The 21,542-nt window shown below is 67.7% G+C and carries 23 protein-coding genes and 1 pseudogene; 13 read left to right on the plus strand and 11 right to left on the minus strand.

Going from position 1 to position 21,542, the window contains the following annotated elements:
• The first annotated feature begins 239 nt into the window (after window positions 1-239).
• A complete protein-coding gene (locus JOE30_RS00005) occupies window positions 240-1,550 on the plus strand; it encodes an MCE family protein (protein WP_204870628.1) in 1,311 nt (436 codons plus the stop codon).
• A gap of 10 nt (window positions 1,551-1,560) precedes the next feature.
• On the opposite strand, the gene JOE30_RS00010 is transcribed toward JOE30_RS00005, so the two are convergent.
• The 4 genes from JOE30_RS00010 to JOE30_RS21125 all read right to left on the minus strand — a co-directional run bounded on the left by JOE30_RS00010 (window position 1,561) and on the right by JOE30_RS21125 (window position 3,511).
• A complete protein-coding gene (locus JOE30_RS00010; protein ID WP_204868886.1) occupies window positions 1,561-2,028 on the minus strand; it encodes a phosphoribosyltransferase in 468 nt (155 codons plus the stop codon).
• Window positions 2,029-2,074: 46 nt separating this feature from the next.
• Complete coding sequence (locus JOE30_RS00015; protein ID WP_204868887.1) at window positions 2,075-2,626, minus strand: hypothetical protein; 552 nt, start codon at window positions 2,624-2,626, stop codon at window positions 2,075-2,077.
• A gap of 62 nt (window positions 2,627-2,688) precedes the next feature.
• Window positions 2,689-3,195: a DUF664 domain-containing protein gene (locus tag JOE30_RS00020; RefSeq protein WP_204868888.1), complete on the minus strand. Its 507-nt coding sequence runs from the start codon at window positions 3,193-3,195 to the stop codon at window positions 2,689-2,691.
• Between the two features lie 121 nt (window positions 3,196-3,316).
• On the minus strand, window positions 3,317-3,511 hold the full coding sequence (locus tag JOE30_RS21125; protein WP_239532447.1) for a hypothetical protein: 195 nt from the start codon (window positions 3,509-3,511) through the stop codon (window positions 3,317-3,319).
• A gap of 1 nt (window position 3,512) precedes the next feature.
• Here JOE30_RS21125 and JOE30_RS21130 point away from each other — a divergent pair, with 1 nt between their 5' ends.
• On the plus strand, window positions 3,513-4,085 hold the full coding sequence (locus JOE30_RS21130; RefSeq protein WP_239532448.1) for a hypothetical protein: 573 nt from the start codon (window positions 3,513-3,515) through the stop codon (window positions 4,083-4,085).
• A 341-nt stretch (window positions 4,086-4,426) separates the two neighbouring features.
• On the opposite strand, the pseudogene JOE30_RS21760 reads toward JOE30_RS21130, so the two are convergent.
• From JOE30_RS21760 to JOE30_RS00045, 5 genes and pseudogenes are all read right to left on the minus strand, one after another.
• Window positions 4,427-4,849, minus strand: a pseudogene (locus JOE30_RS21760) (signal peptidase I); the annotation flags it as partial.
• Entirely contained in the window at window positions 4,842-5,396 is a 555-nt protein-coding gene (locus JOE30_RS00030) for a SipW-dependent-type signal peptide-containing protein (RefSeq protein ID WP_204868890.1), read from the minus strand. The gene JOE30_RS00030 and the pseudogene JOE30_RS21760, both read right to left, overlap by 8 nt.
• Entirely contained in the window at window positions 5,393-5,968 is a 576-nt protein-coding gene (locus JOE30_RS00035; RefSeq protein WP_204868891.1) for a signal peptidase I, read from the minus strand. Before JOE30_RS00035 ends, JOE30_RS00030 begins: the two co-directional genes overlap by 4 nt.
• Window positions 5,965-6,513 carry a hypothetical protein gene (locus tag JOE30_RS00040; RefSeq protein WP_204868892.1) on the minus strand — a complete coding sequence of 183 codons (549 nt, stop codon included), beginning with the start codon at window positions 6,511-6,513 and terminating at the stop codon, window positions 5,965-5,967. The genes JOE30_RS00035 and JOE30_RS00040 overlap by 4 nt, the downstream gene beginning before the upstream one ends.
• 20 nt (window positions 6,514-6,533) lie before the next feature.
• The gene (locus JOE30_RS00045) at window positions 6,534-7,115 is read right to left on the minus strand and encodes an alternate-type signal peptide domain-containing protein (RefSeq protein WP_204868893.1); all 582 of its coding nucleotides are present in this window, start codon (window positions 7,113-7,115) and stop codon (window positions 6,534-6,536) included.
• Between the two features lie 450 nt (window positions 7,116-7,565).
• Between JOE30_RS00045 and JOE30_RS00050 the strand changes: the two genes are divergently transcribed.
• The 5 genes from JOE30_RS00050 (at window position 7,566) to JOE30_RS00070 (ending at window position 13,379) form a co-directional block, all read left to right on the plus strand.
• Window positions 7,566-8,363 (plus strand): tryptophan-rich sensory protein, encoded by a 798-nt coding sequence (locus JOE30_RS00050; RefSeq protein WP_204868894.1) that lies wholly within the window; start codon window positions 7,566-7,568, stop codon window positions 8,361-8,363.
• Between the two features lie 184 nt (window positions 8,364-8,547).
• Entirely contained in the window at window positions 8,548-10,146 is a 1,599-nt protein-coding gene (locus tag JOE30_RS00055) for an aldehyde dehydrogenase (NADP(+)) (RefSeq protein WP_204868895.1), read from the plus strand.
• A gap of 75 nt (window positions 10,147-10,221) precedes the next feature.
• Window positions 10,222-11,175, plus strand: a complete 954-nt coding sequence (locus JOE30_RS00060; protein WP_204868896.1) for a 5-dehydro-4-deoxyglucarate dehydratase — start codon at window positions 10,222-10,224, stop codon at window positions 11,173-11,175.
• Window positions 11,172-12,434, plus strand: coding sequence for a glucarate dehydratase family protein (locus tag JOE30_RS00065; RefSeq protein ID WP_204868897.1), 1,263 nt, complete (start codon window positions 11,172-11,174; stop codon window positions 12,432-12,434). The genes JOE30_RS00060 and JOE30_RS00065 overlap by 4 nt, the downstream gene beginning before the upstream one ends.
• A 33-nt stretch (window positions 12,435-12,467) precedes the next feature.
• Window positions 12,468-13,379, plus strand: coding sequence for a LysR substrate-binding domain-containing protein (locus JOE30_RS00070; protein ID WP_204868898.1), 912 nt, complete (start codon window positions 12,468-12,470; stop codon window positions 13,377-13,379).
• Window positions 13,380-13,429: 50 nt separating this feature from the next.
• On the opposite strand, the gene JOE30_RS00075 is transcribed toward JOE30_RS00070, so the two are convergent.
• Both JOE30_RS00075 and JOE30_RS00080 read right to left on the minus strand, forming a co-directional pair.
• A complete protein-coding gene (locus JOE30_RS00075) occupies window positions 13,430-13,816 on the minus strand; it encodes a universal stress protein (protein ID WP_027504712.1) in 387 nt (128 codons plus the stop codon).
• Entirely contained in the window at window positions 13,813-14,832 is a 1,020-nt protein-coding gene (locus JOE30_RS00080; RefSeq protein ID WP_204868899.1) for a 2-hydroxyacid dehydrogenase, read from the minus strand. Before JOE30_RS00080 ends, JOE30_RS00075 begins: the two co-directional genes overlap by 4 nt.
• A gap of 371 nt (window positions 14,833-15,203) precedes the next feature.
• Between JOE30_RS00080 and JOE30_RS00085 the strand changes: the two genes are divergently transcribed.
• The 6 genes from JOE30_RS00085 to JOE30_RS00110 are packed head-to-tail and all read left to right on the plus strand — an operon-like array spanning window position 15,204 to window position 21,452.
• On the plus strand, window positions 15,204-16,751 hold the full coding sequence (locus JOE30_RS00085; RefSeq protein ID WP_204868900.1) for an ABC transporter substrate-binding protein: 1,548 nt from the start codon (window positions 15,204-15,206) through the stop codon (window positions 16,749-16,751).
• A 42-nt stretch (window positions 16,752-16,793) separates the two neighbouring features.
• Window positions 16,794-17,720, plus strand: a complete 927-nt coding sequence (locus JOE30_RS00090; protein ID WP_204868901.1) for an ABC transporter permease — start codon at window positions 16,794-16,796, stop codon at window positions 17,718-17,720.
• 11 nt (window positions 17,721-17,731) lie between these two features.
• Window positions 17,732-18,706: an ABC transporter permease gene (locus tag JOE30_RS00095; RefSeq protein ID WP_239532449.1), complete on the plus strand. Its 975-nt coding sequence runs from the start codon at window positions 17,732-17,734 to the stop codon at window positions 18,704-18,706.
• Window positions 18,703-19,722 carry an ABC transporter ATP-binding protein gene (locus tag JOE30_RS00100; protein ID WP_204868902.1) on the plus strand — a complete coding sequence of 340 codons (1,020 nt, stop codon included), beginning with the start codon at window positions 18,703-18,705 and terminating at the stop codon, window positions 19,720-19,722. The genes JOE30_RS00095 and JOE30_RS00100 overlap by 4 nt, the downstream gene beginning before the upstream one ends.
• Window positions 19,694-20,725, plus strand: coding sequence for a dipeptide ABC transporter ATP-binding protein (locus JOE30_RS00105; protein WP_307806006.1), 1,032 nt, complete (start codon window positions 19,694-19,696; stop codon window positions 20,723-20,725). Before JOE30_RS00100 ends, JOE30_RS00105 begins: the two co-directional genes overlap by 29 nt.
• A gap of 10 nt (window positions 20,726-20,735) precedes the next feature.
• Entirely contained in the window at window positions 20,736-21,452 is a 717-nt protein-coding gene (locus tag JOE30_RS00110; protein WP_204868903.1) for a sulfite exporter TauE/SafE family protein, read from the plus strand.
• Window positions 21,453-21,542: the final 90 nt, after the last annotated feature.

Raw genomic sequence — 21,542 nt, forward strand, 5'->3', positions numbered from 1 at the left:
CTCGAGGCGCCAAGCACGACGTGACCGAAGCTGTTCGGGCCGGCGCACTTCCGGTCGGTGAGTCGCACGGGCTGCCGCTGCACCGCTTCTCTCTCGATGCCACTGCCGATGCTCATGCCGCCGTCGAGTCCGGGGTCACCGGAAAGGTGCTCATCGACATCAGTGCCCCTTGATCCTTTCGTGTCAACGGTCGAGAGGCCATTGACAAATGGTGTGATCGCGGTCACCATTCCCGGATGATGGTGCGCCGCCTGGCCGGTCTCGCGTTCTTTCTGGCCGTGGTGGCCTTCGTCGGTTTCACCACCGCGGTGTACGCCCGGACGTTCGAATCCGTGGTGACGGTGAAACTGCGTACCGATTCGGTGGGGAACGCGCTGCCACCCGATGCCGACGTCAAGGTGCGGGGAGTCATCGTCGGCCAGGTGCGATCGTCGACCACGGAGAACGGTGTCGTGATCTCCCGAATCGCGCTCGAGGAGGATTCGGCGCCGATGATTCCGGCGTCCGTGACGGCGCGCCTGTTGCCGAAGACGCTGTTCGGCGAGCGCTACGTCGCACTTCAGATTCCGCGAGGAGGAACGGGCACTCCCATCGCGGAGGGCGACGTCATCGAGCAGGACACGAGCGGCAACGCCATCGAGGTCGGCCAATTACTGGACAGCCTGCTGCCCTTGCTCGACGCCATTCCCCCGGACAAGCTGGCCACCACTCTGGGCGCGCTGTCGCAGGCCCTCGACGGGCGGGGCGAGGCACTGGGTCGCACACTCGACCGACTCGACGAGATCGTCACCGGCCTCAGCCGTGAGCTGCCGGCGCTGCAGCAGGATCTCGTCGACTTCGCCGCCCTGACGGAGACCTACTCCACCGCGGCTCCCGATCTGCTCGACGCACTCGACAATCTCAGCGTCACGGGCAACACCCTCGTCGAGCGACGTCCCGCCGTCGACACGCTGCTGACGTCGGCGACCGCGTCGTCCGGCAGCACCGCGGACCTGCTCGCGGCGAATGCCGAGTCGATCATCACCATCGCCGACGGCAGCAGGGAGACGCTGGAGCTGCTCGCCGAGTTCTCCCCCACGTTCGGCTGCATGCTGCCCAAGTTCGCGGGCCTGATCGGCGAGGCGAGACGGATTCTGGGAGTGGATGATCCGTATCCCGGCGCACGAGCCACCATCAACTTCGTCAACCCGCGCGGCGGCTACCTCCCCAACCAGGACGAACCGCGCCTCTTCGACGACAGGCCGGCCGCCTGCTACCAGGACGTCACCGCACCCGGACGGTTCTTCCCGCAGTACCCGGGCAGTGGACTCAACGACGGGTCGTACCAGGTGCCCTCGCGCAATCCCGGCCCGCAGGACATCGAGTACGCATCGCTCCCCCAGCAGTCACCCGTTCCGGCCGACGCGTCCTACGCCGGATCGGATGCCGAGCGAGACACGCTGGCCGTCATCTACGGACAGGGCAGCGGCGTCGAGCCCACCGCGGTCCCGTCCTGGACGACATTGATCGGTGCACCCGCACTCCGCGGCGCCGAGGTGGCGATCCGCTGACGGCAGCCGGTCAGCTCTGTTCGATGACCGGCTCCGAGGACCATGGGAACTCGATCCACAGATCGGTCTCGCGCCACGAGAAGTCCGGCGTGATGATGGTGCGCGGCTTGGTGTAGACGACAGCCGACTTCACCTCTGCTGCATGCTCTTTCAGTAAGCCCACGACCAGCGCGAGAGTGCGCCCGGAGTCGGCGACGTCGTCCACGACGAGCAGCTTCTTGCCCACGAGTGCATCTGTGTCGAGCAATGGCGCGAGCACCACCGGATCCGGCAGCGTCTCCTCGACGTCAGTGTAGAACTCGACATTGAGCGTGCCGGCGGCCTTCACACCCATCGCGTAAGCGAGAGCCCCGGCCGGGATGAGTCCGCCGCGTGCGATCGCGATGACGATGTCCGGCCGGAAGCCACTGTCCACGACGGTGCGTGTGAGCTCACGCGACGCCGTGCCGAACAGGTCCCACGTCAGTGTCTCGCGCATGAGGGCTCACGTTACCCGTACCAGTATCACCGGATCGGACGAGCGATCACGGCCACTCGATGGTCTCTGCGGCGGCGATGTCGTCGACGACCATGGTGACCACGGCCTCGATCGGTGACCCGATGCGGGCGAGAAGCACTTCCGTCACCGCCGCCGACGCACGGATCGCAGGCGCCGCGGCCATCCTGGCCACGACCACCTGGCCGTCGTCTCGACGATCGTCGGGGTCCTGACTCTCGTCCTCCGCGCTCGACCCGCTCGCCCGACGCTCCGGTTCCGGATGGACCCCCAGGGTGCCGAGCACCACGGCCACGACATCGGACGGATCCGACCCGGTGTCCTTCGCGGCGGCCTCGCGGACGACGGCGCCCACGTCGTCGCCGTCGAGGCCGTCGGGATGAGCAGCCTCGAGGAGCATCCGCAGGATGGCGGCGTAGACGTCCTCGACGCGAACACCGTTCTGCGAAGCCAGTTCCGACACAGCGCCGTTGACCGCGTCGGCGTCGGGCTCTCGCAGCGCCGCGGAGAGCCGAACGATGCCGTCGGCGACATCGCGTGCGGACGCCGGCCAGCGCAGCGGCCAGGTGGTGGTGGTCATCGTTCGGGTCCTCTCGTGCTGAGTGCCGTCACGATGTCACGGCCGTCCGACACGGGGCTCTCTCACCGCCGCTCGACGACTCCGCGGATGAAGGCCGCCTGGCCGATGTGCTGCAGATCGTCGGACACGACACTGACGAGGCGGACGGCCAGAGTGACCGGCGGATCCCAGTTCTCGTCGATCACCCGGTCGAGGTCTTCTGCCGTGAGGGTGTCGAGGTACTCGACGGTGCGCGCATGGACGGCATCGACGTACCCGGTGAGCAACTCCGCGTCGACGTCGACCTTGCCCACGTCCTCCGTCGACTGCCCGTACCCGATGGCATCGTCGTCGAACGGGAGCGCGAAGCGGGCGTTCCATCCGTAAGCGGTGTAGACCTGCTCGCTGCCCGCCACACCCGCGACGTGATCGTCCTGCACCCGCGCGAGGTGCCACACCAGCCAGGCGATGGTGTTGGCCTCCGGATCGATGCGGTAGGTCAGCGCCTCACGATCCAGGCCGTCGAGCGTCGTGTGCACGGTCTCCTTGATGCGGTCGTACGCGTCGATGAGCACGCCTCTGTGGTCCACCGGTGATCTCCTCACTGTCGCTTCAAAGGAGTATGCCCGTGCCTCAGTGCCCGGAAACGGTGCCGATCGGCGGGATCCCGTCGATTCTGTCCACTTGTGGGCAGTCAGGCACGGCCGCGTCTCACAGGAGGGCAGAGATGTCAGCCGGAAGTGCCGACTCACTCACTGACGAGGACAAGAACGATCCGTTCGCCACCGCCACCTGGCGGGACTCGCCCTCACCGAGGACGTAGAGGTTGCCGTCGGAGGACCAGACCACACCGGTTCCGTATCGCTCACTGATGGTGATGGGCTGCCGGTAGAGCACAGATCCCACGGTGTCGGTGACTGTGAGTTCACCGCCCGACACGGAGGCTGTGTTGCCGCCGACCGACCTCGACGTTCCATCCGCAACGAACGCGCCGGCCGGTGGCGGTGGGGGCGTGGTTGTAGTGACCGGTGCAGTGGTGGTCGGAGCGGTGGTGGTCGGAGCGGCGGTGGTCGCTGAGGTTGTCGGCGTGGGGTCGGTGGTCGAACCAGGCGTCGTTGTCGGCGAGATGGTTGTGGTGGAGGTTGTGGTCGAGGTGGCGGTGGTTGTGGCCGCCTCGGTGCTCGAGGTGCTCGAGGTGCTCGAGGTGCTCGGCCCCTCCGTTGTCGCGGCCTCGGGGGGCGATGCGAGGCGTGCAGCAGAGGCGGCGGAGCTTGTAGACCCACTGGTGACACAACTGGTGATCACGGTCGTCGAACTGACCGTGCGTGTCAACGACTGCGTCGATCTCCACTCCAAGAAGGTCGACTGCAACGTGACTGTCCAGTTGGTCAACAGATTCAAGAGTGACAGCGGTGGGGTGGTCGAAGTAGTACTCGAGTCGAAAGTCTGCACGACCGGAGTGCCGACTGTGGGGGTGTAGGTGAGGCGATGGCCGTAGGCGGAGTTCGATGCCACCCAACTCAGCCGCGCACTCAACCCGACCGTATTGCACGTGAAACTGGTAGGGCGGGTAAGCGTCCCAGCTGTCACTGTGGCTCGTGCGTTGGCAGTGTCTGTCTGGGCCGCGAGGGTTCCGTCGGCACGCGAAAACCCTGGAACGACGCCACCCGCGACACACACAGCCAGTACGACGACTGCGATGCGATGGCGGCCGAAGGCCGCACTGTCACCGCCGCGGCGGGGCTCCGACGGTCGGATGATGAGGTAGAGCAGCGCCAGCGCCAGAAGACCACCGATCACCAACGCGAACGGCGTCTTCATCCAAGCCACCCCGTATCCGAGGTACGGCACGCTCACGATCACCCTGGAGGCGTCGGCAACGGCATACGGCTGAACATCGGCTTCCGCGTTGGCGTCGCCTTTCAACACGAGCGACGCAGAGTCACCGGCAATGGACTCGACCCCCTGTACGCGGTGCGTCACCCTGGCACCGTCGTCGCGTACGACGCTCACCACGTCGCCGGGTCGAAGCGCTGATGCCGCAACGTCTCGGCCTACGGCAAGCGATCCGGTGGGAATGGCCGGAGCCATCGATCCCGACGTCACCACCAACGGAGTCAACGAGAGGGACATCGCGAGCACGGTGAACACCATGCACGCGACACCCAGCGCTGCACCGATACCGAGCAGGACATTCAGTGCTCGGCTGGTGTGACGGCGCGGCGGATCCAGTACGTCAGCCATTGACAGCCGTCGCCGTCAGTACGAGGTTCACCGAACCGGACACGCCCTGATCAGTCGAGAGCGATGCGGTGGGAAGTGTGATCTGCACGCAGATGGTGTCCACGGCTCCGGCGACGACGGTTCGCGCCGAGTTCAGAACCCCACCCGTCCCGCTGCAGGTGTTGGAGGACGCGTTGACGGTCGGCGCACCCGCCGTCACCACCGAGGTGAGTGACAACCCCGGAGTAGCAACGGAGAGCACGCCGGTGTACGTGAAACCCAGTGTTCCACCGTTCTTGACCTTGACCGCGGCGGCTTTCGACTGTCCCGGCAGAAGTGTGCCCGTCGGAAGCGCAACGATGTACGGGCTGCCGGCCAAGCCCTGGTTCCCGTTGGTTGTGCCGTCGTCGAACTTGATGTCCACCGTGCCGGAGACGAATGTTCCGGATGTGGTGCTGGCGGTTGTGGACCACGCCGCGAGAGTTCCCACCGAGCCGAGTCCCAGAACCATGCCGAGACTCAGCGCCGCCTTCAGCCGCACGCTGCCCAGCACCTGGCGAATTCTCACGCGGACTTCTTCTTGGATCGCTCTCGGGCAGCCGAGGCGAATTGCCATGCCGCGTAACCGATGAGCACACCCGCAGCGATACCGACGACCGCGGTGCGAGTGGATCCTGTCAGCCAATTGTTGACGTATCCGAGGTACGGGATGCTGTACCAGACCGATCCCCTGACCTGCGCGGGTTGCACCGGCGATTGGTCTGGCACGTCGTTCGCGTCACCACGGGCGATGTATCGACGTTCGCCGTCGTCGTCGAATGCGGTCCCGACCACACGATGGGTGACCACTTCGGGAAGACCTGACTGGAGCTGGTAAGTGATGACGGTGCCGATGCCGATGTCGTCGGTAGGTTTGACCACGACGAGCGTTCCCGGCGGGTAGGTAGGCACCATGGACGGTGTCAGGATCGTGTAAGGCTGCGCGCCCGCAATCTTCGGAATCAGTACCGCCACGAGCAGGATCGCCGTAGCCGCGAGTAGTGCGGTCCAGGACACGATGGTCTTGATCCACCACAGCGGACCGGTCGGCTGAGAGTCGCCGACGCCTTCAGCCTCCTCTGGTATCACGTGATGGGTCATGTCGACTGCACTCCGAACGAGAACCGATGTTGATACGTCGCCGACGGCGCACCGATCACAGACTTCAGAACTGTAGTCACACACCACGTTGTCGTGGCGTCGACCGCCAACGCTTGCCACGGCGCGCCGACGGCCGTGGTTGTCGCTGAGGACGCCGTAAACGCCGGGAACGCGGACGGGCCCGATCCGCACGACGGGGAGACCGAGGCGGACAACGCCACCTGAACCGTCGCACCTGGAGTCGATACGGTGGGGCCTGCGGAATCGAGGCGGAAACGAAGCGGAGAGGTACCACTGTTGGTGATGACCAACAGTGCACTGACCGATTGATCCACAGCTACAGGTGATTTCTGCAACGCCGCGAAGGTGAAGACGGAACCGGACGACCGGGTACCGGGCGCGAGGTCGAGAAATCCGGTGGTCACCGAGGAACTGGTGATCTGCTCCCGATCACTCCACAACGCTCCGGTCGCCTGCACCGACCCACCCACCAGCGCCGCGGCGGCAACAACCGCCGCGGCGCCGAGGACCACCTTCGACTTCACGAGGAGAAAGCTGCTGTCGATTACGGGCGGACCTGCTGGACGGTCACGTCGAAGTCCTCGAACGATGCCGTCGTGTTGATCCCGACCTGGTCGATCGCATCGAATGCGATGGACACGGTCACGTCGATGACCAGATTGTCGTCCGCATCGGTGATCGTCGTGACGGGAGTTGTGGTGCCCTCCCGGAAAGCATCGACGTCGACGGTGAAGTTCGCCGCGGTGGGCGCGACTCGAGTGATGTTGCGCGCTGCGAGGATGCCGGCGTCCGGGCCTTCGGTGAACACCGGCACGAAAGTGGGATCGAATTCCACGTCGGCACTCAGGTTGTCACCGATGACAGTCACAGTCATCTCGGTGGTGTACTCGACGGTGTCGCCGGGCACCATGCGGAAGAGGCTGATGTCGGAAATGTCGACCGGCACACCCGGCACCGACACGTCCTGCCACGTCCCTGCCGCCGAACTGATGTCGAGCGTGCCGGTATTGATGGCCCCTCCGTCGACCGACTCGGAGTCACTCCACAGAGCCAGACTGCCCGCTCCACCGAGGAGAAGAAGAGCTGCCGCGCCTGCCGCCATCGCGCCCTTGGTTGCCTTGTTCATGTGACTGCTCCGTCGATCTCGTAAGTGCCCTCGGCGATGCCCGCTGTCGGGGTGGTGCCCACTACCGAGATGTTCGGGCAGGCGTCGAACGGCAGTCGCAGATGCGATGCGCGCGCTCTGCCAATTATTCGCCATTTCCTGGTTCGCCGTTACGCCTTTCTCGAACACGTCGTGCTCCGGCGGTGCGCTCGACGTCTGAAGAGGTCTTGAGCAGGTCGTTCGCGTAGCTCGTAAAGTACCCACCTAGTTCGGCATAAATGGCCTCCACCTGCACGTATTGCCCGCTTTGACCGGATCCTGGGATTGGCGTGATCATCGCCCATGAATGGCTTTCGTCGTCGGTACATCTCGCGGCGCCCCTATTTGTCCTTCAAACATACTTCGGTTTTGTTTCATGAAACTTTCGACAGGGCACCCATTGGCCCCTACTCCGGCACTCGAAGGACTCCCATGACCCACGACACGGCCACACCTCGGCAGCGCACCGAGCCCGCATCATCGGGCCCGGTTCTCCTGGTCGTCGTCAGCGCGATCATCGCTGTGGTCGGAGGATTCCTCGGCTCGGGCGCCGTGGTCGGCACACCCATCGCCGAAGCGGCGGCCGGCGCCCTCAGCGCGACAGCCACCCTGGTCGCACCGGCCGGACCCGCATTCTCCATCTGGTCGGTGATATACCTCGGACTGATCGCCTACGCGGTGTGGCAGGCACTGCCCGCCCAGCGCCGGTCCGAGCGGCAACGAGCACTCCGCGTGCCCATCGCCGTGACGATGCTGCTCAATGCCGCGTGGATCACCGTGGTGCAGTTCGGGCAGGTACTGCTGAGCGTCGTCGTGATCGTCGCGCTGCTCGCGAGCCTTGCGTTCGTGTTCGCGCGGCTGATCGCGGCCCAGCGGACCACCGCCGTCGACGCGCTCATCACCGACGGCACCGTGGGGCTGTATCTCGGGTGGGTTGCGATCGCGACGGTCGCAAATTTCAGCGCATGGCTCGCGTCGACGGGCGTCGAGTCGGCGGCCACCCTGTGGGCCGTCCTCGTTCTCGTCGTCGCGGCGCTCGTCGGACTGTTCCTGGCCACCGTCTCTGCCGGACGGATCGCGCCCGCACTGTCGCTCGCGTGGGGACTGGGGTGGGTCGCGCAGGGGCGCCTGTCCGGCGAGGTCCTGAGCACCACCGTCGGGTGGACTGCCGTGACGGCGGCAGTGGTCGTTCTCGTGGGCACGGTCGCCGTGCGAGTGCGCTCCCGCTGATGTTCCGTGTTCCCGCGGCCGCTGCAACCACCACGGGAACACACAACGCCAGCGGGAACTGAAGCGTCACCCCCATCGATACCGACAGTGCATCGCCGAAGTGCATTTTTGACTTGGACTTGTATGACACGGCGCCTTAGCGTCGTCTGTACAACCACGCACTGCGAGAAGGGCTGATGCACTGATGACTGCAACGGTGACGACCACTACTCCTCTGACCGGGGAGCTGATCATCGCCGGGTCCACCGTCCCCGGCACCGGCACGACCGTCCACGGCATCGATCCGTCCACCGGCGCGGATCTCGAGCCCGCCTACCGGCACGGCACGATGGCCGACGTCGAGGCGGCCTGCGCGGCGGCGGACGAGGCCTTCGACGCCTACCGCTCCACCACGTCCGCGGCGCGCGCCGACTTCCTCGACGCCATCGCCGAGAACATCGGGGCGCTGGGCGAGACGCTCATCGAGCGCGCGGTGGCCGAGTCCGGCCTGCCCGTCGGTCGGATCACCGGTGAGGTCGGCCGCACCAGCGGACAGCTCCGCCTCTTCGCCTCGGTGCTCCGCGAGGGCAGCTGGAACGGTGCCCGCATCGACCCCGCACAGCCGGATCGCGCACCCCTTCCCCGCGCCGACATCCGCCAGCGCAAGGTCTCCCTCGGACCGGTGGTCGTATTCGGCGCCAGCAACTTCCCGCTCGCCTTCTCCGTCGGCGGCGGCGACACCGCGTCGGCACTCGCCGCCGGATGCCCCGTCATCGTCAAGGCCCACGACGCCCACCCGGGTACGTCCGAATACGTCGGCCGCGCGATCACCGAGGCCGCCGCGTCGACCGGCATGCCGGCAGGCGTGTTCTCGCTCGTCTACGGCGACGGCCGCACCATCGGCACCGCTCTGGTCACCGACCCGCGCGTCAAGGCCGTCGGCTTCACCGGATCTCGTTCGGGCGGAACCGCTCTGGTGCGCGCCGCCGCCGATCGACCGGAACCGATCCCGGTGTACGCCGAGATGAGCTCCATCAACCCGGTGTTCCTGTTCCCGCACGCCCTCGAGACGCGGGCCGCGGATCTGGGCCGCGCCTTCGTCGCCTCCCTGACGCTCGGCTCCGGACAGTTCTGCACCAACCCCGGCCTCGTCATCGCGCAGGACGGACCAGGACTCGACGCCTTCGTTGCGGCCGCCGCGGACGCCGTCGCGACCAGCACCCCGACCACCATGCTGACGCCGAACATCGCCGACAGCTACGCACAGGGTGTCGACGCGCTGAGCACTGCCGCGGACGAGGTCGCCCGCGGCACCGTCACCGACGCACCCAACGCCGGCCGCGCGGCACTCTTCAGCACCGACGCCGCGACGTTCCTCGACCGAGACGTGTTGCAGGCCGAAGTGTTCGGCGCTTCCGCGCTCGTCGTCCGCTGCACCTCGGCCGAGCAGGTCGCCGCCGTGGCCCGCGCTCTCGAAGGTCAGCTCACCGCGACGATCCACGCCGACGCCGCCGATCACGCCGACGCCGGACGCCTGCTCCGCGTCCTCGAGCTGAAAGCCGGACGCATCCTCTTCGACGGGTGGCCCACGGGCGTCGAGGTGGGCCACGCGATGGTCCACGGCGGCCCCTACCCGGCGACGTCCGACTCGCGCTCGACATCGGTCGGCTCGCTCGCCATCGAACGGTTCCTGCGCCCCGTCGCATACCAGGACGTCCCCACCGCGCTGCTCCCCAGCGCCATCGCCGACGGCAACCCCGACGGCATCTGGCGGCGTGTCGACGGCCAGCTCTCACGCGACTGACACTTTCTCATCAGCTGACCGACCGGCCTCCGGACATCCCACACCACCTCAACTTCTCGTACACCAGGAGATCTCATGCTCGACGGCGTCCTCTTCTTCCCTGTCACCCCCTTCACCGACTCCGGCGAGGTGGACCACGCACTCCTCGCCGAGCACATCGCCAAGGGTGTCGACGCGGGCCCCGGCGGTGTCTTCATCGCCTGCGGCACCGGTGAGTTCCATGCGCTCGAGGCCGTCGAGTTCGGCGAGATCGTCGCCACCGCGGTGCGTACCGTCGCCGGCCGCGTCCCGGTCTACGCCGGCGCGGGTGGCTCGGTGGCCCAGGCGAAGATCTTCGCCCGGTCCGCTCGTGACAACGGTGCCGACGGCATCCTGCTGCTGCCGCCGTACCTGGTGGCCATGCCGCAGGCCGGTCTGGTCGAGTACACCCGCGAGGTCACCTCCGTCACCGACCTGCCGGTCATCGTCTACAACCGCGGCAACGCGCGTTACGACGAGGCCTCCGCCGTGGAGGTCGCCCACTTCCCCACCGTCGTCGGATTCAAGGACGGCACAGGAGATCTGGATCGCGTCTCGCGTATCGTGCGCGCGGTCGAGGACTCCCTGGCGCCCACCGGCAAGGCGTTCCAGTTCTTCAACGGACTGCCCACGGCCGAGGTCTCGCAGCAGGCATACCGCGCCATCGGCGTCACGCTCTACTCTTCGGCGACGTTCGCCTTCGCCCCGGAGCTGGCCCTGGCGTTCTACACCTCGCTCGAGAACGACGACGCCACGCTCACCGACGCCCTGCTGCGCGAGTTCTTCCACCCGCTCGTGCGCCTGCGCGACTCGGTGCCCGGCTACGCAGTCTCCCTGATCAAGGCGGGCGTCACCCTCGAAGGTGTTGCAGCCGGCCCTGTTCGGGCACCGCTGATCGACGCCGCTCCCGCGGACGTGGAGGCTCTCACCGCGATCATCGCGGCCGGCCGCGCCGTGCTCGCCGACTCCCTCGCAGCCGACTCGGTCACCAAGGAGGCCGTGCACTCGTGAGCGCCCGCATCACCGCCGTCACCGTCACCCCCGTCGCCTTCGCCGACCCGCCGCTGCTCAACACCGTCGGAGTCCATCAGCCCTTCGCTCTCCGCGCGATCGTGCAGATCCGGACCGACGACGGCGTCGTCGGCCTGGGCGAGACCTACGCCGACACCGCGCATCTCGTTCGCCTGAACGCGGCGGCCGAGGCCATGGTCGGGGTGGACGTCTTCGCACTCCACTCGCTGCGCGCCGTCGTGGACGAGTGCCTGGGCGGCCTGACGGTGACGGGTGGCGACGGGGTGGCCGGCATGATCACGACGGCCAGCACCACCGATCGGGTGTTCTCGCCGTTCGAGGTGGCGTGCCTCGACATCCAGGGCAAGATCCTCGGGCGGCCCGTCTCCGATCTGCTCGGTGGCCTGGTCCGCACGGCCGTGCCGTTCAGTGCCTACCTCTTCTACAAGTGGGCCGGGCACCCCGGCTCTGCGGACGACGAGTGGGGTGCCGCGCTCGATCCCGAGGGCATCGTCGCGCAGGCCCGACGGATGATCGACCGGTACGGCTTCGGCGCGATCAAGCTCAAGGGCGGGGTGTTCCCACCCGAGCAGGAGATCGCCGCGATGCACGCGCTGCGCGAGGCCTTTCCCGATCTCCCGCTGCGACTGGATCCCAACGCGGCGTGGACCGTCGACACGTCCCTCGAGGTCGCGTCGGCCCTGACCGGTGTCGTCGAGTATCTCGAGGACCCCACACCGGGCCTGGACGGGATGTCGGAAGTGGCTCGCAAGGCCGCCATGCCCCTGGCGACCAACATGTGTGTCGTGGCGTTCGATCAGCTCGAGCCGTCGGTCCGTCGCGACTCGGTCGGGGTCGTGCTGTCCGATCACCACTACTGGGGCGGACTGCAGCGCTCTCGGCTGCTCGCCGGCATCTGCGACACCTTCGGGCTCGGCTTGTCGATGCACTCGAACTCCCACCTCGGCATCTCGCTCGCCGCGATGGTGCACCTCGCCGGCGCCACGCCGAATCTCACGTACGCCTGCGACACCCACTGGCCGTGGAAGACCGAGGACGTCGTGGTCCCGGGCGTTCTGCGTATCGAGAACGGCGCCGTCGCGGTACCCACGGGTCCGGGGCTGGGCATCGAACTCGACGAGGACGCGCTGGCGAGGCTGCACCAGCAGTACCTCGACTGCGGGATCAGGGACCGTGACGACACCGGCTACCGGCAGAGTCTCGAACCCGACTTCGTCAACTCCTCGCCGCGATGGTGACCGGCCGTTCACACGGTCGGCTATCTTGAGCCGATGTTCTCGCTCTCGCGCCTGACGTGCTTCATCGCCGTCGCGGAGGAGCTGCACTTCGGCCGAGCCGCAGAGCGGCTCCACATGACCCAGCCCCCGCTCAGCAGGCAGATCCAGCAGCTCGAGAGTGAACTGGGCGTGCAGTTGATCGATCGGACGTCACGCTCGGTGACTCTCACGGCCGCCGGCGTGGCGTTCCTGCCCGACGCCCGCCGGATCGTCCGCTTGGCCGAGAGCGCAGCACTGACCGTCAAGCGCGTCCCCGCCGGTGATCTGGGCACCGTCGTCATCGGCTTCACCGCGGCGTCCGCGCACGCCGTGTTGCCTCGGCTGCTCTCGGACGTGCGCGCGGCTCTGCCCGACGTCGAACTCGTGCTGCGGGAGATGGTGTCGTCGATTCAGATCGACGCCTTGACGAGCGGGGATCTGGACCTCGGCCTGATCCGTCCCACCGTCACGCGACCGGGAATCCTGACGCGGCCCATCCACCGCGAGGCACTCGTCGCTGCGCTTCCCGAGGGGCACGAACTCCTCGACGTGGAGCGTCTGAGCGTGACGCACTTCGACGATCAACCCGTGATCATGTACTCCCCGGTGGATGCCCGCTACTTCCACGAGCTCCTCATCAGCACCTTCACCGTCGCCGGGGTCACGCCTCGGTACGTGCAGTACGTGACTCAGGTGCACACCATGCTGATGCTCGTGAGCTCCGGCCTGGGCTGCGCCCTGGTGCCGGCATCGGCGCGCACGATGCACACCGAGGGCGTCGTGTTCCGCGAGATCCGTTCCAGCACCGAGGAACCCGTGCGACTGAACGCCGCGTGGCGTCACGACGCCGCCAATCCCGCACTGCACCGTGTGCTGACGGACGTGAAGGCGCTGCTGCTTCTCGCGGATCGGACAGGTCACCGCTGATCCTGCAGCATCCGCGGCTCCCCGCAACGTCCGCGGGAAGGACAGGCGAACTAGTGCGCGACCTCGACCGGCGGCTTGACGGCCACGACGGGGCAGTGTGCGTCGAGCAGGACACGCTGAGACAGGCTGCCGAGCAACAGTTTTCCGACGGGTGAGCGGCGACGCACGCCGATGACGAGGAGCTCGACGTCCGGCTCGTAGGACATGTCGACGAGGTTGTCGGCGTGCGAGCGGCCGGGAACCGGTTCCGCCACCCGTGCCGCCACGCCGTCGGCGCCGGAGTCGGTGCGGGCAGCCATGATCAGCTCGTCGACCGCACTGCGATCACCGTCGACCACGACGGTGACGTCGGTACCGCGCATCTTGGCCTCGCGGAACGCGAACGGCAGTGCGTTGCGATCCTCGACGGTGTCCGCATATCCCACGACGACGCTCATCGGGTCTCCTTCTGATCGGGCTGGAAGACCGGCGTCACGAACGTGCCGTCGGCGAGGAACGAGTTCAGGTTCTCGAGGGTGAGCGCTTCCATCGCGGCGCGGGTCTGCACCGTGGCGCTCCCGACGTGGGGAAGCAGCACCACGGTGTCGAGGGCGCGAAGCGCGTCCGGCACCTCGGGTTCGTGAGCGAAGACGTCGAGCCCGGCGCCGGCCAACCGTCCGCTCTGCAGCGCCTCGACGAGTGCGTCCTCGTCCACGACGCTGCCGCGAGCCACGTTGATCAGGAAGCCGTCCGGCCCCAGTGCGTCCAGCGTCTCCCTGTCGACGAGCTGCTGCGTCTCCGGTCCGCCGGCCGCGGCCACGACCAGAACCTCCACTGCCGCAGCGAGTTCGCGCGGAGATGAGTAGTACTGGTACGGACTCGACTCGACGACGTTGCGGTTGTGGTAGCCGATGGTGCAGTCGAAGGCCTCGAGACGGTGCGCGATGGCGCCGCCGATGCGCCCGAGACCGAGAATGCCGACCCGAGATCCGCTGACCTGCCGCGCCAACGGCGGCATGGGCTTTGTGGTCCACTCGCCCGCGCGCACGTAGCGGTCGGCGGCGGAGAAGCCGCGGAGGATGTCGATGAGCAGCCCGAGGGCGGTGTCCGCGACGGCGTCGGTGAGGACGTCCGGAGTGTTGCTGACACCGATCCCGCGGCGGCGGGCCTCGTCGGCATCGGTGCCGTCGTACCCGACCCCGAAGTGGACGATCGCGCGCAGTGCGGGCAGGCGGTCCATGAGGTCCGCCTTCACGCCGACACGGCCGGACGTCACGACGGCGACGATCTCGTCGGCGTGCCGGCCGAGCATGTCGTCGCGATCATCGTCCGGCAGCACCAGCGCGCCGCCGGCCTCGAGTGCCTCCATGAGCGACGGCTTGAGTCCGCCGACCCGGAGAACGCGCGAAAATCGCTGCGGCCCATCGAGACCCGATACCGATCCGTTCGAGCTCGGCGTTCCACCGTCGGTCATGCCGCCTCCTTCACAGTGCGACGGCCACCAGGAGCGACGGCCATCGTCTGCGGTGATCGTATGTCGGCCGACGAATACCGGTCCAACACGCAATTAGCATGGATTCATACTCTTCCGGTATTGATATCGTGTGTTCTCGTGACGCAGCAGGTCAGAGCCTCGGCATTGTGATGCGGATCGCTCGATGCCGTCACCGCGAGCCCGAAATCGGCCCCGAACTGCGATTTCCCGGCCGATCGTCTGTTGACGGTCACTCCCCCCACTCCTACCGTGTGTCTACCGTCACAGGCGGTCCATCGGCTCCACCCCGGCGTGCGTCGTCAGCCCCGACACCACGCGCCCGGCGAAGCCCCCTCAGCTTGGAGGAATCCATGAGACCCACCCGCGCCACATCCCTGGTGTCGGTGATCGCCGCGTCCGCACTCCTCACCGGATGCACCGTCGCGAACTCGGACAGCGGGGACGCCGCGAGTCCCGACACCGTCCGTATCGTGCTGCCGCAGGAACCACCGACCCTGGAGCCGTGCGATGTCTCGTTGACGGCCATCGGCGTGGTCACGCGGTCCAACATCACCGAACCCATGATCGAGCGTGACCCCACCACGGGCGACCTCGAACCGAAGCTCGCCACGTCCTGGGAGCGCACGTCGGACACCGAGTGGACGATCCGCCTGCGCGACGACGTCACCTTCAGCGACGGCACGCCGTTCGACGCCGAGGACGCCGCCGTGTCGATCGATCGGGCCGTGAACTCGGATCTGGCCTGCAACGTCGAGGGATACGTCTTCGGCGACGACGACCTCACCGTCCGCGCCGTGGATCCGACGACGTTGACCGTCGCGTCACCGACTCCCGATCCGATTCTGCCGCTTCGGCTCTCGTTCATCGAGATGGTCAAGAGCGAGGTCGGTAGCGCCGAGCGGACCCGCGAGCCGATCGGCACCGGCCCGTACCGCATCGACTCGTGGGACTACGGCCAGCGACTCTCTCTGGTGCGTAATGACACCTACTGGGGCGCCGCACCGGAATTCACGCGGGCCGTCTACCAGTGGCGTACCGAGGGCAGTGTCCGCGCCGCCATGGTCACCAACGGCGAGGCGGACATCGCGACCGGCCTCGGCCCCGAGGACGGAGCCGGCGACCTGGGGGTCGCCTTCCCGAACAACGAGACCACCGCACTGCGGATGCAGGCCACCACACCGCCACTGGACGATCAGCGCGTGCGCGAGGCGATCAACTACGCCATCAACCGCGCGGGCATCGTCAAGGCGTTGTTCCGCGGAATGGGAGCGCCCGCAGCGCAACTCATCGCGGACGGCGTCGTCGGCTACAACGACGAGCTCACCCCGTGGCCGTACGACATGGAGAAAGGCAAGGCCCTGATCGACGAGGCTCGCGCCGACGGCGTTCCCGTCGACACCGAGATTCGCCTCATCGGCCGCACCGGGCAGTTCCCGAAGATCAACGAGACCGTCGAGGTGATCCAGAACGCGCTGGCCGGCATCGGTCTGAACGTGAAGATCGAGATGAAGGACACGGCGGGCACCGCCGAGTTCCAGGAACGGCCGTTCCCGAACGTCGGGCCGTACCTCCTGGTGATCCAGCACGGCAACCAGGCCGGCGACGCCGCGTTCACGATGGATCAGTACATGCGCAGCGACGGCTTCCAGAGCTCCTACGGCACAACCGACTTCGACGAGGGAATCGACGAGGCCGAATCGCTGACCGACGAGGAGCGACAGACCGCGTTCGCCGATCTCTTCGCCCGTGAACCCGAGGAGATCACGCAGATGGCGTACATCGCGCACATGAACGGTGTGTTGGCCAAGGACCCGCGCATCGACTACACCCCCGATTCCGCCACCGTCGACGAGATGCGACTGGCCGAGATGACCCGGAGTTCCGATGCGACCGACTAGCCCCACCCGCCAGCAGCCCACCTCCGGAAGGGAGTGACCGCCATGTTCGCCTTCCTTCGACGACGCGTCTACACCAGCCTCGTACCCCTGCTGGTCGTCCTCATCGGCGTCTTCTTCCTCGCCCGACTGACCGGCGACCCCACCAGTCTCTACCTGCCGGAGTCGGCCACCCCCGCCCAACGCGAGGCCTTCGCCGCGCAGAACGGCTTCGACCAGTCCGTGTGGACGCAGATGGCCGACTACTTCGGCGGCGTCCTGCATCTCGATTTCGGCGAGTCACTGCGCACCGGTGAAGCCGCATCGACGATGGCTCTGCGAGCCTTCCCCGCGACGCTGCAGTTGGCCTTCGTGACGATGCTGCTCGCCGTCATCGGTTCCATCGTCATCGGCTGCTGGGCCGCCTACCGCCCCAACTCGATCGCCGACCGCTTCTCGAGTCTGCTGTCGATGACCGCGGCCAGCATCCCGGACTTCTGGTTCGCCATCACCGGCGTCTGGATCTTCGCCGTCGTGCTCGGTGTGCTGCCGACCTCCGGAACCGGCGGTGCTGCCGCCTGGATCCTGCCGATCGCGACCCTGCTGATCCGTCCGCTGGGCGTGCTCACCCAGGTGGTCCGCGGAGCCATGGTGTCCGCCCTGTCCGCACCGTACGTCCGGCTGGCACGGAGCAAGGGCGCCGGCGACCTGCGCGTCGTCACCCACCATGCGCTGCGCAACGCAGCGGCTCCCGCTCTGACCGTCGCCGGCGACCTCACCGTCGGCCTGGTGAACGGCGCCGTCGTGGTCGAGGCCATCTTCGGGTGGCCCGGCATCGGCAAGTTGATGATCGACGCAATCCTGCAGCGCGACTTCGCCGTCCTCCAAGCAGCCGTTCTCCTGACGGCCGTGAGCATCTTCGTTCTGAACATCGTGATCGACGCGTGCTACGCGCTGCTCGACGCACGGGTTCGCGACAAGGCCAAGGTCTGAGAGGTACACCCATGACACTCGAAGCAAGCAAGGACAGCTCGGGCGTTCCGGTTCCCCCGGTACTGCCGCCCACCCCGGACGCCGCGCCCTCGCGCACGACCTCCATGCCGCTGTGGCGTCTGCTGCTGCGGGACCGCGTCGCCACCATCGCGGCGGGCATCCTGGTGCTGGTCTTCCTCACCGCGATCTTCGGTCCCATGCTGGTCGGCGACACCGCCACCCGTCAGGACCTCGATCGATCCAATCTGGCGCCGTTCTCCCTCGACACCGGCTTCATGAACATCCTCGGCACCGATCCGCTCGGCCGCAGCATGCTCGCGCGCCTCATCCTCGCCAGCCGGACCACGCTGTCGGTCGCGATCCCCGCAGTCATCCTGTCCGGCATCATCGGCTCGATCATCGGCATGTGGGCCGGCTACCACCGCGGCTGGCGCGAGACCGCCGCCATGCGCGTCGCCGACGTCATCATGAGCTTCCCGTCGTTGCTGATGGCCGTCGTCGTGCTCTACGTCTTCTCCCCCAGCGCCGCGAACATCGTGCTGATCCTGACCATCACCCGCATCCCGATCTACCTCCGCACGGCCCGCGCCGAGAGCGCGGAGCTCCGATCGCGGGTGTTCGTCGACGCGGCCCGCACGTTCGGCGCCGGCAGCGGCGCGGTGATCCGTCGCCACGTGGTGCCCATCCTGCTGCCCACGTTGCTGACCGTCGCCACGCTCGACTTCTGCTTCGTCATGCTGGCCGAGTCGTCGCTCAGCTTCCTCGGCATCGGCATCCAGCCGCCCGACATCAGCTGGGGCCTCATGGTGTCCCAGGGCCGTACCTACCTGCAGAGTGCCTGGTGGCTCTCCTTCTTCCCCGGACTCGCCATCGTCATCACCACCGTGTCCGCGACCGTGCTCGCCGCATGGGCCCGCATCGCCACCGACCCGGCACAGCGCTGGCGCCTCACCCTCCCGCGTTCGAAGAGAAAGGCACGCCGATGAGTGCTCCCGCTCTCGCCCGCACCGCGCTCGAGGTCGACAACCTGACCGTCGAGATCCGCACCCCGTCGGGCACCGTGCGTGCCGTCGACGGAGTGTCGTTCAGCGCGAAGCGCGGCCGCACACTCGCACTGCTGGGCGAGTCCGGCTGCGGCAAGTCCATGACGGCCCAGGCCCTCGTCGGGTTGCTCGAGCCGATCGCCGACATCGTCGACGGCACCGTCATGCTCGGCGACACCGACCTGGTGACGGCGAACTCCAAGACCCGCCGCCGCATCGCCGCGAACGAACTCGCCATCGTCTTCCAGGACGCGCTGACGGCGCTCAACCCCGTCTACACCGTGGGCACACAGTTGGCGGAACCGTTCCGCATCCACCGCGGCATGTCGGCGAAAGCTGCACGTGTCGAGGCGATCTCGCTGATGGAACGGGTGGGCATCCCGGAGCCCGAGTCGCGCGCCGACTCCTACCCGCACCAGTTCTCGGGCGGCATGCGTCAGCGCCTGCTCATCGCGATGGCCGTCGCCCTGGGCCCCACCGTGCTGCTGGCGGACGAGCCCACCACCGCTCTCGACGTCACCGTGCAGGCCCAGATCATGTCGTTGCTGCGCGACCTGCGCACCGAGCACGACATGGCCGTCATCCTCATCACGCACGACCTCGCCCTGGTCGCGGAGGAAGCAGACGACGTCGCCGTCATGTACGCCGGCACCGTCGTGGAGACCGGGCCCGTCGCCGAGGTGTTCGGCTCACCGCAGCATCCGTACACGAAGGGACTGCTCGACTCGGTCCCCGTCGCCACCGTGCGCGGCGAGCACCTCCAGTCCATCGGCGGCACCCCGCCGGATCTGCACTCCATCCCGCCGGGATGCGTGTACCAGGCTCGATGCCCCATCGCGCGCGCCGTCTGCGTCGCGCAGCGCCCCGAGCTCCGCAGTGTCGCCGGCACCAGCCGCGCGACCGCATGCCATTTCCCCGAGGAGGTGTCCGGTGTCCGTTACGACAACAGTGGCGAGTGAGGCCGCGGCCACGCAGGCCGCACCGTTGCTCCAGGTCCGTGGAGTCTCCAAGACGTTCGACGTCGCGGCCGGCAGCGGCGGCCACAAGAAGTTGCGGGCACTCGACGGCATCGACCTCGAGCTGCGCCGCGGCGAGACCCTCGGCCTCGTCGGTGAGTCCGGCTGCGGCAAGTCCACTCTCGCGCGCACGCTCATGATGCTCGAACGGCCCGACACGGGCACCGTGTCGTGGGACGGCGTCGATCCGTTCGGCCTGAAGGGCAAGGAACTGCTCGCGTGGCGTCGGCGGATCCAGATGGTCTTCCAGGACCCGTACGGATCGCTCAACTCGAGGATGTCGGCGGCGGAGATAATCTCGGAGCCGTGGCACACGCACCGCACGATGTACAAGACCAAGCGCGACCGCGCCGCCCGCGTCCGCGAGTTGCTGCACCTCGTCGGTCTGCGTCCCAGCGACGAGCACCGCTACCCGCAGGAGTTCTCCGGTGGTCAGCGCCAGCGTCTCGGCATCGCCCGGGCCCTGGCACTCGACCCGAGTGTCGTGGTGTGCGACGAGCCCGTCTCGGCTCTCGACCTGTCGGTCCAGGCGCAGGTACTCAACCTGCTGTCCGACCTGCAGAAGGAACTGGGCATCAGCTACGTCTTCATCTCGCACGACCTGTCGGTGGTGCGGCACGTCGCCGACAGGGTCGCCGTGATGTACCTCGGCCGGATCATCGAGACCGGACCGACGGACGACGTCTTCGACCACCCCACGCACCCGTACACCGAGGCGCTGATGTCGGCAGCTCCGACACTGGATCCCTCGACCCGGCGTTCGCGCATCCTCCTGGAGGGCGAGGTACCGTCGCCTCTGAACCCGCCGTCGGGCTGCCGTTTCCGCACGCGCTGCGCTCACGCGACGGACGTCTGTGCCACGGGCGTCCCCCCGTCGGTCGGGCGTCTCGGGAACCTGCACATCGCCGAGTGCCACCACCCGCGATCGGACGCCGTGGCCGTATGACCGTGCTCGCATGACCGGCCTCGAATGGCTGGTCGTGGGCGTCGCGGTATTCATGGCGTCGTGTCTCCAGTCGTCCATCGGCTTCGGCATGGGGATGGTCGCGGCGCCCATCCTGGCCATCATCGATCCGCGGATGGTGCCCGGCACGATCATCCTGCTCGCCACCGCGCTCACCGCGCTGGTGGTGGTACGGGAGCGCACGAGCATCGACGTGCGCGGGGCCGGCTGGGCACTGGTGGGACGAGTACCCGGCGTGATCGCCGGCGCCGCGCTGCTCGTCGCGCTGCCCGAGCGGGGAGTCTCCATCATGCTCGGCGCGGTGGTGCTGTTCGGCGTCGTGGCCACGGCGATCGGCTGGTCGCCGACACCGCGACGCGGATCGCTCATGACCGCGGGCGCCGCGTCCGGACTGCTCGGCACCGCCACGTCCATCGGCGGGCCACCCATGGCGCTGATCTGGAGCGGCAGCAGCGGCGCCGCGTTGCGCAGCACCATGAGCGGCTTCTTCCTGATCGGCTCGATCATGTCGCTGGCCGCGCTCGGGGTCACCGGTTCCCTCGACGCGCACTCCCTGGCGACCGGCGCCCTGCTCCTGCCCGTCGTCGCGCTCGGGTACGTGGCCTCGCGCTGGGTGAACCGCGTACTCGACCGTCGACGGCTGCGATGGGTGTCCATCGTCGTGTCCGCGGGTGGTGCGCTCGTGCTGCTCGTCGATGCGCTGGTGTGAGGTGCTCGGGTTCGGGTGGCGCAGCGGGCGCGACTGGGGAGCGCACACACCCTCTGGTGAGCCCACACCCACTACAGCCGGCTGAAAGGG

Source organism: Rhodococcus sp. PvP016, from assembly GCF_017832185.1.
Classification (GTDB): Bacteria; Actinomycetota; Actinomycetes; order Mycobacteriales; family Mycobacteriaceae; genus Rhodococcoides.

Bases quoted from the DNA above. Each gene is read 5' to 3' on its own strand.
- JOE30_RS00005 (WP_204870628.1), top strand. From the start codon at position 240: ATGGTGCGCCGCCTGGCCGGTCTCGCGTTCTTTCTGGCCGTGGTGGCC.
- JOE30_RS00010 (WP_204868886.1), bottom strand. From the start codon at position 2,028: ATGCGCGAGACACTGACGTGGGACCTGTTCGGCACGGCGTCGCGTGAG.
- JOE30_RS00015 (WP_204868887.1), bottom strand. From the start codon at position 2,626: ATGACCACCACCACCTGGCCGCTGCGCTGGCCGGCGTCCGCACGCGAT.
- JOE30_RS00035 (WP_204868891.1), bottom strand. From the start codon at position 5,968: ATGACCCATCACGTGATACCAGAGGAGGCTGAAGGCGTCGGCGACTCT.
- JOE30_RS00045 (WP_204868893.1), bottom strand. From the start codon at position 7,115: ATGAACAAGGCAACCAAGGGCGCGATGGCGGCAGGCGCGGCAGCTCTT.
- JOE30_RS00050 (WP_204868894.1), top strand. From the start codon at position 7,566: ATGACCCACGACACGGCCACACCTCGGCAGCGCACCGAGCCCGCATCA.
- JOE30_RS00055 (WP_204868895.1), top strand. From the start codon at position 8,548: ATGACTGCAACGGTGACGACCACTACTCCTCTGACCGGGGAGCTGATC.
- JOE30_RS00060 (WP_204868896.1), top strand. From the start codon at position 10,222: ATGCTCGACGGCGTCCTCTTCTTCCCTGTCACCCCCTTCACCGACTCC.
- JOE30_RS00070 (WP_204868898.1), top strand. From the start codon at position 12,468: ATGTTCTCGCTCTCGCGCCTGACGTGCTTCATCGCCGTCGCGGAGGAG.
- JOE30_RS00075 (WP_027504712.1), bottom strand. From the start codon at position 13,816: ATGAGCGTCGTCGTGGGATATGCGGACACCGTCGAGGATCGCAACGCA.
- JOE30_RS00080 (WP_204868899.1), bottom strand. From the start codon at position 14,832: ATGACCGACGGTGGAACGCCGAGCTCGAACGGATCGGTATCGGGTCTC.
- JOE30_RS00085 (WP_204868900.1), top strand. From the start codon at position 15,204: ATGAGACCCACCCGCGCCACATCCCTGGTGTCGGTGATCGCCGCGTCC.
- JOE30_RS00090 (WP_204868901.1), top strand. From the start codon at position 16,794: ATGTTCGCCTTCCTTCGACGACGCGTCTACACCAGCCTCGTACCCCTG.
- JOE30_RS00095 (WP_239532449.1), top strand. From the start codon at position 17,732: ATGACACTCGAAGCAAGCAAGGACAGCTCGGGCGTTCCGGTTCCCCCG.
- JOE30_RS00100 (WP_204868902.1), top strand. From the start codon at position 18,703: ATGAGTGCTCCCGCTCTCGCCCGCACCGCGCTCGAGGTCGACAACCTG.
- JOE30_RS00110 (WP_204868903.1), top strand. From the start codon at position 20,736: ATGACCGGCCTCGAATGGCTGGTCGTGGGCGTCGCGGTATTCATGGCG.